The sequence below is a fragment of the Streptomyces sp. NPDC001617 genome, assembly GCF_053596855.1.
In genome coordinates, this window is the sequence record NZ_JBSFHA010000017.1 from 130,837 (window position 1) to 143,793 (window position 12,957).

Sequence of the window (12,957 nt, forward strand, 5' to 3'; positions counted from 1 at the left end):
ATGCCTCCGCACCGGAATCCTTGCCCGCCCCGGAATCCATGCCTCCGCCCCAGGAAAGGGACCCTCGCGTGAGCTTCGGCCCGCCGCCCGCGATGTACACGCCCCCCGCGCCGCCGCCTCTCCGGCACAAAGGCCGCCCGAAGTGGCCCCTGGCCCTGCTCGCGCTGGTGCTGGTCGCGGGGCTGGGCACGGGCGGCCGGCTCCTGTGGGGCACCGGCGACGACGCGAAGACCTCGGACAAGCCGGCCGCCCAAGGCCCCCTCGACATCCGTGAGACCGTCGAGAAGAAGCCCGCCAGCAGCACCGGAAAGATGGCCCTCCGCTTCTCCGTCGACGACCTGAGCCCGGGCGAGCACTACCAGATGCCCGGCATGTGGGCGACCGACAAGATCCTCGCCAAGGGCATCAACAAGACCCTCATCGGCCTGAGCATGGGGACCGACGGCTCTCCGGGCGACGAGAAGTGGAAGCTCGCCCTGGACGGCCCGATCTGCGGCTACACCCGCCATGTGACCGACGACAACCGCACGGCCGTCCTCTTCCAGGCCAACGACCGCGGCGGCGCCTACTGCAACCACGTGGCCTTCGTCGACCTCGACGACGGCCGCGAGGTCTGGGAGAGCGACTTCCCCTACTCCAAGCTCGGCGACGACACGGGCACGGCGACGAGCCGCGACGAGCAGGACACCCCGAGCGTGACCCTGGTGCACGGCACGGTCGTCGTCACCTGGGGCGGCGGCACCGACGCGTTCAGCATGAAGAGCGGCACGCGCGCGTGGGAGACGATTTCGAACGGCTCCTGCCAGGACATGGGCGCCGCCGGCGGAGGCGCGCTCCTCGTCCGCCAGGAGTGCTGGCACGACAAGGCCCCCCTCGGCTCACTCGACGCCACCACCTACAAGGCACGCAAGGTGGACCCCAGGACCGGCAGGGTCCTGTGGACCCACTCCGCCGCCAAGGGCATCCGCGACCTCGACATCCCGTCCGCCGATCCGCCCGTCCTCGCCGTCCAGGCCGGCCAGATCGGCATCTCCGAGATGCTCTCCCTCGACACCGAGGGCAGGACGCGCGCGGTGATCCGCCTGCAGAACGGCACCTACGTCGGCGAGTGCGCGTACGACGACTACCTCACCATCGACGACTGCCCGACCATCGCGGTCGGCGCCGGCCAGGTCTTCCTGCGCAGCAAGGACTCCGGCGACCTGATCAACTCGAACTGGATCATCGGCTTCGACCTGGCGACCGGCAGGACCACCGAGAAGTTCGACTCGGGTCCCGGCTCGCTCCTGTACCCCGTACGAATGAGCGGCGACGAACTCCTCGCCGTCCGCGTGACCGACCAGCACGTCATGCCGTCCGGGCTCGTCGGCCTGGACCCGAGGACGGGCAGGGAGACGCCTTATCTCTACTTCGACCTCCCCGAGGAGGCCGATCTGATGACGATGACGGAGTACAACGACATCGTCGTCCAGGACGGCCGCATCTTCTTCGGCGTGAAGAAGGTCGACGGGCCGGCGAAGGGGCAGCCCAGGTGGGTCTACCTGGTCCTCGGCATCGAGAGCATGGCCGTGAAGTAGGCCCGGGATCGCCTGGTACGCTGTGTGACGGCCGTCTGTGTACGCGTCCCCGGTTCGTCCGGGAGGTGCGCCTGGCGGATCCCCGCCTCCCGAGTCACGGAAGCTCCCCTGAGTAGCAGACCAGGGGCACTCGGCGGCAACCACAGATCATGAGGAGTACGCGTGTCGCTCGACGCCGCTACGAAGAAGCAGATCATCTCCGAGTTCGGCCAGAAGGAGGGCGACACCGGCTCCCCCGAGGTCCAGGTCGCCATGCTCTCGCGTCGGATCTCCGACCTGACCGAGCACCTCAAGACCCACAAGCACGACCACCACTCCCGTCGTGGTCTGCTGATCCTGGTCGGTCAGCGCCGCCGCCTGCTGCAGTACCTGGCCAAGAAGGACATCGCGCGCTTCCGTATCCTGGTCGACCGCCTCGGCATCCGCCGTGGTGCGGCGGGCGCCAAGTAAGACGTGATGAAGGGAGCGGTTCCCGAAACGATCGGGGACCGCTCCCTTTGCCGTACGTACGGAAACGTGCGGAGTGTCACACCCGCTTTGTAGTGTGGTAGCACAACGCAGTACCACGAGGAGAAGTGCACCTCGCCGCCGCCGGTCCTCGGTAGTGGCCCCCGGGCAATGCGAACCCGGGTGCTTCGATCGAAGACCGGCCCGCACCAGATGGAGCGCTTCTCCGCCCACGTCCCCCCGCCACACGGGCGGATCGGGACAAAAGACGAAAAGTAACGGAGAAAACGCTAGTGGAGAACGAGACCCACTACGCCGAGGCCGTCATCGACAACGGCTCCTTCGGCACCCGCACCATCCGCTTCGAGACGGGCCGCCTGGCCAAGCAGGCCGCCGGCTCCGCCGTGGCGTACCTGGACGACGACACCATGGTGCTGTCGGCCACCACCGCGTCCAAGAACCCCAAGGACCAGCTCGACTTCTTCCCCCTGACGGTGGACGTCGAGGAGCGGATGTACGCCGCCGGCAAGATCCCCGGCAGCTTCTTCCGCCGTGAGGGCCGGCCCTCCGAGGACGCGATCCTCACCTGTCGCCTCATCGACCGCCCGCTGCGCCCGTCCTTCAAGAAGGGCCTGCGCAACGAGATCCAGGTCGTCGCCACGATCATGGCCCTCAACCCCGACCACCTGTACGACGTCGTGGCGATCAACGCCGCCTCCGCGTCCACGCAGCTGGCCGGTCTGCCCTTCTCCGGCCCGATCGGCGGCGTCCGCGTCGCGCTGATCAACGGCCAGTGGGTGGCCTTCCCGACGCACTCCGAGCTCGAGGACGCCGTCTTCGACATGGTCGTCGCGGGCCGCACCCTGGAGGACGGCGACGTCGCGATCATGATGGTCGAGGCCGAGGCCACCGACAAGACCATCCAGCTGGTCAAGGGCGGCGCCGAGGCGCCGACCGAGGAGGTCGTCGCCGCCGGTCTGGACGCCGCGAAGCCCTTCATCAAGGTGCTCTGCAAGGCCCAGGCCGACCTCGCCGCGAAGGCCGCCAAGCCGACCGGCGAGTTCCCGATCTTCCTGGACTACCAGGACGACGTCCTCGAGGCCCTCACCGGCGCCGTCAAGCCGGAGCTCGCCTCCGCGCTGACCATCGCCGGCAAGCAGGAGCGCGAGGCCGAGCTGGACCGCGTCAAGGCGCTCGCCGCCGAGAAGCTCCTCCCGGAGTTCGAGGGCCGCGAGAAGGAGATCTCCGCCGCGTACCGCTCGCTCACCAAGCAGCTGGTCCGCGAGCGCGTGATCAAGGAGAAGAAGCGCATCGACGGCCGTGGCGTGACGGACATCCGTACGCTCGCCGCCGAGGTCGAGGCCATCCCGCGGGTGCACGGCTCCGCTGTGTTCGAGCGTGGCGAGACCCAGATCCTGGGCGTCACCACCCTCAACATGCTCCGCATGGAGCAGCAGCTGGACACCCTCTCCCCGGTGACCCGCAAGCGCTACATGCACAACTACAACTTCCCGCCGTACTCCACCGGCGAGACCGGCCGCGTCGGCTCCCCGAAGCGCCGCGAGATCGGCCACGGCGCCCTCGCCGAGCGCGCCCTGGTCCCGGTCCTGCCGACGCGCGAGGAGTTCCCCTACGCGATCCGCCAGGTCTCCGAGGCGCTCAGCTCGAACGGCTCGACGTCCATGGGCTCGGTCTGCGCCTCCACCATGTCGCTGCTGAACGCCGGTGTGCCGCTGAAGGCCCCGGTCGCCGGTATCGCCATGGGTCTGATCTCCCAGGAGATCGACGGCGAGACGCACTACGTCACCCTCACCGACATCCTCGGTGCGGAGGACGCCTTCGGCGACATGGACTTCAAGGTCGCGGGCACCAAGGAGTTCGTGACCGCGCTCCAGCTGGACACCAAGCTGGACGGCATCCCGGCCTCGGTTCTGGGCGCCGCCCTGAAGCAGGCCCGTGACGCCCGCCTCCACATCCTCGACGTGATGATGGAAGCGATCGACACGCCGGACGAGATGTCCCCGAACGCCCCGCGGATCATCACGGTCAAGATCCCCGTGGACAAGATCGGTGAGGTCATCGGCCCCAAGGGCAAGATGATCAACCAGATCCAGGAGGACACGGGCGCCGAGATCACCATCGAGGACGACGGCACCATCTACATCGGTGCCGCCGACGGCCCGTCCGCCGAGGCCGCTCGTACGACGATCAACGGCATCGCCAACCCGACGATGCCCGAGGTCGGCGAGCGCTACCTGGGCACGGTCGTGAAGACGACGACGTTCGGCGCCTTCGTCTCCCTCCTCCCCGGCAAGGACGGTCTGCTGCACATCTCGCAGATCCGCAAGCTGGCCGGCGGCAAGCGCGTCGAGAACGTCGAGGACGTCCTCGGTGTGGGCCAGAAGGTCCAGGTCGAGATCGCCGAGATCGACTCCCGCGGCAAGCTCTCGCTGATCCCGGTCATCGAGGGCGAAGACAGCGACGACGACAAGAAGGACGACGGCGACAAGTGACGTCGACCAGCCCCACGGCGACGGCCCGCACCTCCTCGGAGGCGCGGGCCGTCGCCCGTACCCAAACCCTGATCAAGGGCGAGAACGGCATCGGCACGGTCCGCAAGACCACCCTCCCGGGCGGCCTGCGCATCGTCACCGAGACCCTGCCCTCGGTCCGCTCCGCGACCTTCGGCATCTGGGCGCATGTCGGCTCCCGCGACGAGACGCCGACTCTGAACGGCGCCACGCACTACCTGGAGCACCTGCTCTTCAAGGGCACCACCCGCCGGTCCGCCCTGGACATCTCCTCCGCCCTCGACGCGGTCGGCGGCGAGATGAACGCGTTCACGGCGAAGGAGTACACGTGCTACTACGCGCGCGTGCTCGACGCCGACCTGCCCCTCGCGATCGACGTCGTCTGCGACATGCTGACGGGCTCGCTGATCCTCGAAGAGGACGTCAACGTCGAGCGCGGCGCCATCCTCGAAGAGATCGCCATGACCGAGGACGACCCGGGCGACTGTGTGCACGACCTGTTCGCGCACACGATGTTCGGCGACAACCCCCTCGGCCGTCCGGTCCTCGGTACGGTCGACACGGTCAACGCCCTCACCGCCGACCGCATCCGCCGCTTCTACAAGAAGCACTACGACCCCACCCACCTGGTCGTGGCGGCCGCCGGCAACATCGACCACAACAAGGTCGTACGACAGGTCCGTGCCGCCTTCGAGAAGGCGGGCGCCTTCAAGAACGCCGAGGCGGCCCCCATCGCCCCGCGCGACGGCCGCCGTGCGATCCGTGCCTCGGGCCGTGTCGAACTCCTCGGCCGCAAGACCGAGCAGGCGCACGTCGTCCTCGGCATGCCCGGCCTGGCCCGCACGGACGACCGCCGCTGGGCGCTCGGCGTGCTGAACACGGCCCTCGGCGGCGGAATGTCGTCGAGGCTCTTCCAGGAGGTCCGCGAGAAGCGCGGCCTGGCCTACAGCGTGTACTCGTACACGTCCGGCTTCGCCGACTGCGGTCTGTTCGGCGTCTACGCCGGCTGTCGCCCCTCCCAGGTCCACGACGTCCTGAAGATCTGCCGCGACGAACTCGACCACGTCGCCGAGCATGGCCTGTCCGACGACGAGATCGCCCGGGCCATCGGCCAGCTGCGGGGCTCGACGGTCCTGGGCCTCGAGGACACCGGCGCGCTGATGAACCGTATCGGCAAGAGCGAGCTCTGCTGGGGCGAGCAGATGTCCGTCGACGACATGCTGGCCCGGATAGCCTCGGTCACCCCGGACGACGTCCGCGCGATCGCCCGCGACATCCTGGGACAGCGGCCCTCGCTGTCGGTCATCGGCCCACTGAAGGACAAGCAGGCGTCCCGGCTGCACGAGGCCGTGGCCTGACACCCGTCTTCGGTAACTGCTGTCTTCGGTAACTGCGTTAGGAAGCAAGAGAGATGAGCAAGCTGCGCGTGGCGGTCCTCGGCGCGAAGGGCCGTATCGGTTCGGAGGCGGTACGGGCCGTCGAGGCGGCCGAGGACATGGAGCTGGTCGCCGCACTCGGCCGGGGCGACAAGCTGGAGACCCTCGCGGAGACCGGCGCCCAGGTCGCGGTCGAGCTGACCACGCCCGACTCGGTGATGGCCAACCTCGAGTACTGCCTCGGCCACGGCATCCACGCGGTCGTCGGCACCACGGGCTGGACCGACGAGCGCCTCGCGCGGCTGAACGGCTGGCTGGCCGCCTCTCCGGAGACCGGCGTGCTCATCGCGCCCAACTTCTCCATCGGCGCCGTGCTCAACATGAAGTTCGCGCAGATCGCCGCGCCCTACTTCGAGTCCGTCGAGGTGGTCGAGCTGCACCACCCGAAGAAGGTCGACGCGCCGAGCGGTACGGCCACGCGCACGGCACAGCTCATCGCCTCGGCCCGTGCCGAGGCGGGCACGGCCCCGGCGCCGGACGCCACGGAGACGGGCCTGGACGGCGCGCGGGGCGCGGATGTCGACGGCGTCCCCGTCCACTCCGTCCGCCTGCGCGGTCTCCTCGCCCACCAGGAGGTCCTGCTCGGCGGCGAGGGCGAGACCCTGACGATCCGTCATGACTCCCTCCACCACAGCAGCTTCATGCCGGGCATCCTGCTCGGCGCGCGCCGCGTGGTGACCACTCCGGGCCTGACGTTCGGCCTGGAACACTTCCTGGACCTGAACTGAGCTCCTGACGTCATGCGCGCGAAGATCTCCTACGCCATAACGGCCGCCGTCCTGCTCTTCTACTTCGTCCTGGTCGGCAGCCGCGGCGTGATGCTCATCCAGACCGGCACGCTCATCACCGTCACCTTCGGCGTGGCGGTGCTGATCCTGCCGGTCATCGGCCTGTGGTTCCTGTGGAAGAACACCCAGTTCGTCCGTCGGGCCAATGCCCTCGCCGCCGAGCTGGACGCCGAAGGCGGCCTGCCCGTCGACGAGTTGAAGCGCACGGCCGGCGGCAGGATCGACCGCGACTCGGCCGACGAGGTCTTCGCCAAGCGCAAGGCCGAGACGGAGGCGGCACCGGACGACTGGCGCAGCTGGTTCCGCCTCGCCGTGGCCTACCACGACGCCCGCGACACGCCCCGCGCCCGCAAGGCGATGCAACGGGCGATCGCGCTGCGTCAATCCGCCCGCTGAATCTTCCGCCTCAGGGGTGCCGACTCTCCGCGGCCCACGCCTCGATGGTGTCCGCCGCCCGGTCGAACGACCCCGGACGCGCAAGGAAGTCGGCGTTGTGCGTCGTCATCAGCAGCGGCGCGTCCTGGGCGGCCCGGTCCTTGCGTACGAGGACCAGCGCCTGCCCCTGCACCGTGCGGGGCAGCCCGAGCCAACGCACCGGCTGCTGCACCGTCCGCACGGCGACGACCTGGTCCCAGGGCGCCGTTCGCGTGCCGAAGTACCGGACATGGCGCAGCCCGCGCGCGCTCACCCACACGCCCACGCGCAGCAGCCGCATGGCGGCCAGGATGAAGGCCGCCGCGATACCGAGGATCACGCCGGCCTCGGACACCGAACCGGTGAGCGCGATGATGACCGCCGCGAACAGCACGAACGAGGCGAACAGCAGCGCCAGCGCGGCCACGCCCACACGCCACGGTCCCAGACGGTAGGGGCGTCGCCAGTGGTCGCGGTCGTCGAAGGGCAGCGCGACGTCGTCGGCGGTCTCGAAAGCGCGGTCGGCCGTCAGGAAGGGCAGGGGCACGGCTGGTCCTCACTCAATCCATGCGTGGGCTGTGCCCGGTGAGGCTATCCGCCTGTGTCCCTGCTCACCACCATTGGGGGTCCGGAAGGAGTCAGTGCCCCTGGGACGCCTGTGACTGCTGAGTCGCCGTACTGGTGTTCGTGGACAGCGCCGGCATGCCAAGGACCAGGGAGCCGACGAGCGCGGCGACGATGGTGAGTCCGAGCAGCCAACGCCCGGTTATCTGACCGGCGGACGCCCGCTCACGGGGAGGGGGCGCGACATTGCTGTTGAACCTGTCGGCTTCGGCGAGGAAGGCGAACGGGACGGGTTCGCGCCGGCGGAACATGGGGTGTTTCTCCTTCTGGGGCGAGCTGGGTCGAGCGTCTGGTGTCGAACGAGTGACTGTCATCTACACAGACGGTCGAGTGCCCCCAAAGGTGCCCGGTTTCGCCGAATTCACAGAAATTCGCCGCCGTATGTCGCGACCCGGCACCGAAAGCCCGTTGTCAGTGCCGCCCCGTAGAGTGGGCGCCGCCCGCCAGAAGTGATGGAAGGACCCTCCGAGCCGTGACCGACACCCCCGCCGACGACCTCAAGCCCGGCTTCCGCAGTGATGTCACCGTCGAGCTCGTCAAGCACACCGCGTCCGACGCCGACGTGCTGTTCGCCGCCCGTGTCTCGACAGTCGGCGAACAGTCCCTGGACGAGCTGGGCAAGGACCCCGAGCGCTCCAAGGGCCTGATCAACTACCTCATGCGGGACCGGCACGGCAGCCCGTTCGAACACAACTCGATGACCTTCTTCATCAGCGCCCCGATCTTCGTCTTCCGCGAGTTCATGCGGCACCGCGTGGGCTGGTGCATCGCGGGGGACACGGAGATCACGCTGGAGAGCGAGGCCGGCCACCTGCGCCGACGTACCATCGCCGAGCTGTACCGGCTGTGGCATTCGGATGTCGAAGACCGCCTGCCGCACTCGGCCGGGGGTGTGACCTGGCACAGCCGGGCGGGCAAGTGGATGGCTCAGGTGCGGCGCGGCGACACCAACCACCACCTCGGCCTGTACGAGAACCGTGAGGCGGCCGAGTCCGCCGTCGCCGAGTTCCGGGAGCAGCATTCCAGCACTCGTCTCCGCAAGCTCGAGTCGGTGCGTCGCAGCCATGTCCGCTGCCACGACGAGGAAACCCTGCTCGCCCAGCGGGCGAGGATCGTCGACGTGATCGAGTCCGGTGTCAAGCAGCTCATCAAGATCACCACGGCTTCGGGCAGGACTCTCCGTTGCACGGTCGACCACGCCGTCTTCACCCCGGAGGGCTGGTGCAAGGCGGGGGAGCTCACCGTCGGGGACGACGTGCTGGTGGGTGGCACAGCGCCGCGGCCGTCACCGGCGCTGATTCCGCCGAGCCTGCGGCGCGGCATCGGCGTGTGGACCTCGATGCAGCGCGAGCGACTGATCAAGGAGGTCGACACCTGCCACCTGTGCGGTCACGACTTCCCGCGGGACCAACTCGCCCTGGACCACGTCGTCCCCGTGGCCGGCGACCTGCTGCAGGCCCTCGACGAGAAGAACCTCGCGCCCGCCTGCGAGCCCTGCCACGCCACCAAGAGCGCGGGGGAGCAGGCACTGGCCCAGCGTGACGGCAAGATCGCCACAGCGGTGCCGGACCGGGTCGTCACCATCGAGGCCGACGGCGAGGAAATGACGTACGACCTCTCCGTGGAAGGCCCCTGGCACAACTTCCTCGCCAATGACTTCGTCGTGCACAACTCGTACAACGAGGAGTCGGGCCGCTACAGGGAACTTCAGCCGGTCTTCTACGTCCCCGGCGAGGACCGCAAACTCGTCCAGCAGGGACGTCCGGGCAAATACGAGTTCGTGCAGGGCACCGAAGCCCAGCAGGAGATCGTGGCACGCGCGATGCAGGAGTCGTACATCCAGGCGTACGAGCGTTATCAGGAGATGCTCGCCGCGGGCGTCGCCCGTGAGGTCGCCCGGGCCGTCCTTCCCGTCGGCCTCTTCTCCTCGATGTACGCCACCTGCAACGCCCGCTCCCTGATGCACTTCCTCGGCCTGCGCACCCAGCATGAGCTGGCCAAGGTTCCGTCCTTCCCCCAGCGGGAGATCGAGATGGTCGGCGAGAAGATGGAGGCGGAGTGGGCCAAGCTCATGCCGCTGACGTACGCGGCCTTCAACGCGAACGGCCGTGTGGCGCCGTGACGCACCCTCGTTCCCCGGCAGGGCACACATGTGCGGGTCAGCCAGGTGAAGTGTCCCAATTGCGGGTATTGGTGAAATTCATCTAGCCTGATCAAACGGACCCGGTACTGCTTGAACCCCCGAGCAGGCAGTACCGGGCTCCGCATTTGTCCGGACTTATCCCGCACCCCAAGGGCAGACCACGCATTGAGCACCGAGTAGCGTGTTACCCATGGCTCCGACCTCGACTCCGCAGACCCCCTTCGGGCGGGTCCTCACCGCCATGGTCACGCCCTTCACGGCGGACGGCGCACTCGACCTCGACGGCGCGCAGCGGCTCGCCACCCACCTGGTGGACGCAGGCAACGACGGCCTGATCATCAACGGCACCACCGGCGAGTCCCCGACCACCAGCGACGCGGAGAAATCGGAACTCGTACGAGCGGTCCTCGAAGCCGTCGGCGACCGGGCGCACGTGGTCGCCGGAGTCGGCACGAACGACACCCACCACAGCATCGAGCTGGCGCGCGAGGCCGAGCGGGTGGGCGCACACGGCCTCCTGGTCGTCACCCCCTACTACAACAAGCCCCCGCAGGAGGGCCTGTACCGGCACTTCACGGCCGTCGCCGACGCCGCCGAGCTGCCGGTCATGCTCTACGACATCCCTGGCCGCAGTGGTGTCCCGATCAGCACCGAGACGCTGGTCCGACTCGCCGAGCACCCCCGGATCGTCGCCAACAAGGACGCCAAGGGTGACCTGGGCCGCGCCAGCTGGGCCATCGCCCGCTCGGGCCTGGCCTGGTACTCCGGCGACGACATGCTGAACCTGCCGCTGCTCTCGGTCGGCGCGGTCGGCTTCGTCTCGGTGGTCGGCCACGTGGTCACGCCCGACCTGCGCGCCCTCGTGGACGCCTTCGTCTCGGGCGACGTACAGAAGGCCGCCGAGATCCACCAGAAGCTGCTCCCGGTGTACACGGGCATGTTCCGCACCCAGGGCGTCATGACGACGAAGGCCGCACTCGCCCTCCAGGGCCTGCCCGCGGGCCCCCTGCGCGCGCCCATGGTCGAGTGCACCCCGGAAGAGATCGAGCAGCTCAAGATCGATCTTGCCGCCGGCGGGGTACAGCTCTAACACCAGACTTGGCACCACAGGCTTCACAACTGAATAGAGCAGGCCACCGGTGCCTGCATCCCACAACGACAACTGCTACACGCACGAACGTCACGCGCGCCACGTGCCCGACCGGTACGTGGCGCGTGTGGTGAGGAGAGTCTTTTGAGTCATCCGCATCCTGAACTCGGTTCGCCCCCGCAGCTCCCCGAAGGCGGCCTGCGGGTCACCCCGCTCGGCGGTCTCGGTGAGATCGGCCGAAACATGACGGTCTTCGAATACGGCGGCCGTCTGCTGATCGTCGACTGCGGAGTGCTCTTCCCCGAGGAGGAGCAGCCCGGAATCGACCTGATCCTGCCGGACTTCTCGTCCATCCGGGACCGCCTCGACGACATCGAGGGCATCGTCCTGACCCATGGGCACGAGGACCACATCGGCGGCGTCCCGTACCTCCTCCGGGAGAAGCCGGACATCCCGCTGATCGGCTCCAAGCTGACCCTCGCCCTGATCGAGGCCAAGCTCCAGGAGCACCGCATCCGTCCGTACACCCTCGAGGTGGCGGAGGGGAACCGCGAGCGCGTCGGTCCCTTCGACTGCGAGTTCGTCGCGGTCAACCACTCCATCCCGGACGCCCTGGCGGTCGCCATCCGCACCCCTGCGGGCATGGTGGTCCACACGGGCGACTTCAAGATGGACCAGCTCCCGCTGGACGGCCGTCTCACGGATCTACACGCGTTCGCACGTCTCAGCGAGGAAGGCATCGACCTGCTCCTCGCCGACTCGACGAACGCCGAGGTCCCGGGCTTCGTCCCGCCCGAGCGCGACATCTCGAACGTCCTGCGGCAGGTCTTCGCGAGCGCCAGCAAGCGGATCATCGTGGCGAGCTTCGCCAGCCACGTCCACCGCATCCAGCAGATCCTGGACGCGGCCCATGAGTACGGCCGCCGGGTCGCCTTCGTCGGCCGCTCGATGGTCCGCAACATGGGCATCGCCCGGGACCTCGGCTATCTGAAGGTCCCGCCGGGCCTGGTGGTCGACGTCAAGACGCTCGACGACCTCCCGGACCACGAGGTGGTCCTGGTCTGCACGGGTTCGCAGGGCGAACCGATGGCGGCCCTGTCCCGCATGGCCAACCGCGACCACCAGATCCGGATCGTCCAGGGCGACACGGTGATCCTCGCGTCGTCGTTGATCCCCGGCAACGAGAACGCGGTCTACCGCGTGATCAACGGCCTGACCCGCTGGGGCGCCAACGTCGTCCACAAGGGCAACGCCAAGGTCCATGTCTCGGGTCATGCCTCGGCCGGCGAGCTCCTGTACTTCTACAACATCTGCCGACCGAAGAACCTGATGCCGGTCCACGGCGAATGGCGCCACCTGCGCGCCAACGCCGAGTTGGGCGCCATGACCGGCGTCCCGCACGACCGCATCGTCATCGCCGAGGACGGCGTGGTCGTCGACCTTGTCGAGGGCAAGGCGAAGATCTCGGGCAAGGTTCAGGCCGGTTACGTCTACGTCGACGGTCTCTCGGTCGGCGACGTCGGCGAGCCGGCGCTGAAGGACCGCAAGATCCTCGGTGACGAGGGCATCATCTCGGTCTTCCTCGTCGTGGACTCGTCCACCGGCAAGATCACGGGCGGGCCGCACATCCAGGCCCGCGGCTCGGGCATCGAGGACTCCGCCTTCGGGGACGTGATCCCGAAGATCACGGAGGTCCTGGAGCGCTCGGCCCAGGACGGCGTGGTGGAACCGCATCAGCTGCAGCAACTGATCCGTCGCACCCTCGGCAAGTGGGTCTCCGACACGTATCGCCGCAGGCCGATGATCCTGCCGGTCGTGGTGGAGGTCTGACACGATCATCAGCAGCGCGTTCGGCCAGGGCGGCAGCGCACGGGTCAACTACCAGGTGGGCGTGGGCGCCTCCGGCG

10 protein-coding genes and 2 pseudogenes are annotated in these 12,957 nt (G+C 68.5%); 10 read left to right on the plus strand and 2 right to left on the minus strand.

Translation table 11 applies throughout. From position 1 onward, the window contains the following. Positions 1–68: 68 nt before the first annotated feature. The 6 genes from ACWC09_RS16035 (at position 69) to ACWC09_RS16060 (ending at position 7,175) form a co-directional block, all read left to right on the plus strand. A complete protein-coding gene (locus ACWC09_RS16035) occupies positions 69–1,577 on the plus strand; it encodes an outer membrane protein assembly factor BamB family protein (protein WP_450851145.1) in 1,509 nt (502 codons plus the stop codon). 162 nt (positions 1,578–1,739) lie between these two features. Beyond that, entirely contained in the window at positions 1,740–2,027 is a 288-nt protein-coding gene (gene rpsO, locus ACWC09_RS16040; protein ID WP_450851146.1) for a 30S ribosomal protein S15, read from the plus strand. A gap of 290 nt (positions 2,028–2,317) precedes the next feature. Next, positions 2,318–4,537 (plus strand): polyribonucleotide nucleotidyltransferase, encoded by a 2,220-nt coding sequence (locus ACWC09_RS16045; protein ID WP_450851147.1) that lies wholly within the window; start codon positions 2,318–2,320, stop codon positions 4,535–4,537. Next, complete coding sequence (locus tag ACWC09_RS16050) at positions 4,534–5,913, plus strand: M16 family metallopeptidase (protein WP_450851148.1); 1,380 nt, start codon at positions 4,534–4,536, stop codon at positions 5,911–5,913. Before ACWC09_RS16045 ends, ACWC09_RS16050 begins: the two co-directional genes overlap by 4 nt. Before the next feature lie 53 nt (positions 5,914–5,966). Next, positions 5,967–6,719: a 4-hydroxy-tetrahydrodipicolinate reductase gene (gene dapB / locus ACWC09_RS16055; RefSeq protein WP_450851149.1), complete on the plus strand. Its 753-nt coding sequence runs from the start codon at positions 5,967–5,969 to the stop codon at positions 6,717–6,719. 12 nt (positions 6,720–6,731) lie between these two features. Further along, positions 6,732–7,175 carry a hypothetical protein gene (locus ACWC09_RS16060; RefSeq protein WP_450851150.1) on the plus strand — a complete coding sequence of 148 codons (444 nt, stop codon included), beginning with the start codon at positions 6,732–6,734 and terminating at the stop codon, positions 7,173–7,175. Positions 7,176–7,185: 10 nt separating this feature from the next. On the opposite strand, the gene ACWC09_RS16065 is transcribed toward ACWC09_RS16060, so the two are convergent. Continuing rightward, positions 7,186–7,740: a PH domain-containing protein gene (locus ACWC09_RS16065; protein ID WP_450851151.1), complete on the minus strand. Its 555-nt coding sequence runs from the start codon at positions 7,738–7,740 to the stop codon at positions 7,186–7,188. A 91-nt stretch (positions 7,741–7,831) separates the two neighbouring features. Beyond that, positions 7,832–8,068, minus strand: coding sequence for a hypothetical protein (locus ACWC09_RS16070; RefSeq protein ID WP_450851152.1), 237 nt, complete (start codon positions 8,066–8,068; stop codon positions 7,832–7,834). A 221-nt stretch (positions 8,069–8,289) separates the two neighbouring features. Here ACWC09_RS16070 and ACWC09_RS16075 point away from each other — a divergent pair. The 4 genes and pseudogenes from ACWC09_RS16075 to ACWC09_RS16090 all read left to right on the plus strand — a co-directional run. Then, positions 8,290–9,486, plus strand: a pseudogene (locus ACWC09_RS16075) (FAD-dependent thymidylate synthase); the annotation flags it as partial. Further along, positions 9,487–9,939 (plus strand): annotated as a pseudogene (gene thyX / locus ACWC09_RS16080) (FAD-dependent thymidylate synthase); the annotation flags it as partial. A gap of 211 nt (positions 9,940–10,150) precedes the next feature. After that, positions 10,151–11,050 (plus strand): 4-hydroxy-tetrahydrodipicolinate synthase, encoded by a 900-nt coding sequence (gene dapA / locus ACWC09_RS16085; RefSeq protein WP_450851153.1) that lies wholly within the window; start codon positions 10,151–10,153, stop codon positions 11,048–11,050. Between the two features lie 144 nt (positions 11,051–11,194). Continuing rightward, the gene (locus tag ACWC09_RS16090) at positions 11,195–12,880 is read left to right on the plus strand and encodes a ribonuclease J (RefSeq protein WP_450851154.1); all 1,686 of its coding nucleotides are present in this window, start codon (positions 11,195–11,197) and stop codon (positions 12,878–12,880) included. The last annotated feature ends 77 nt before the right edge of the window (positions 12,881–12,957 follow it).

Coding starts and splice junctions, on each gene's coding strand:
- ACWC09_RS16060 (WP_450851150.1), top strand. CDS start 6,732: ATGCGCGCGAAGATCTCCTACGCCATAACGGCCGCCGTCCTGCTCTTC.
- ACWC09_RS16070 (WP_450851152.1), bottom strand. CDS start 8,068: ATGTTCCGCCGGCGCGAACCCGTCCCGTTCGCCTTCCTCGCCGAAGCC.
- dapA (WP_450851153.1), top strand. CDS start 10,151: ATGGCTCCGACCTCGACTCCGCAGACCCCCTTCGGGCGGGTCCTCACC.
- dapB (WP_450851149.1), top strand. CDS start 5,967: ATGAGCAAGCTGCGCGTGGCGGTCCTCGGCGCGAAGGGCCGTATCGGT.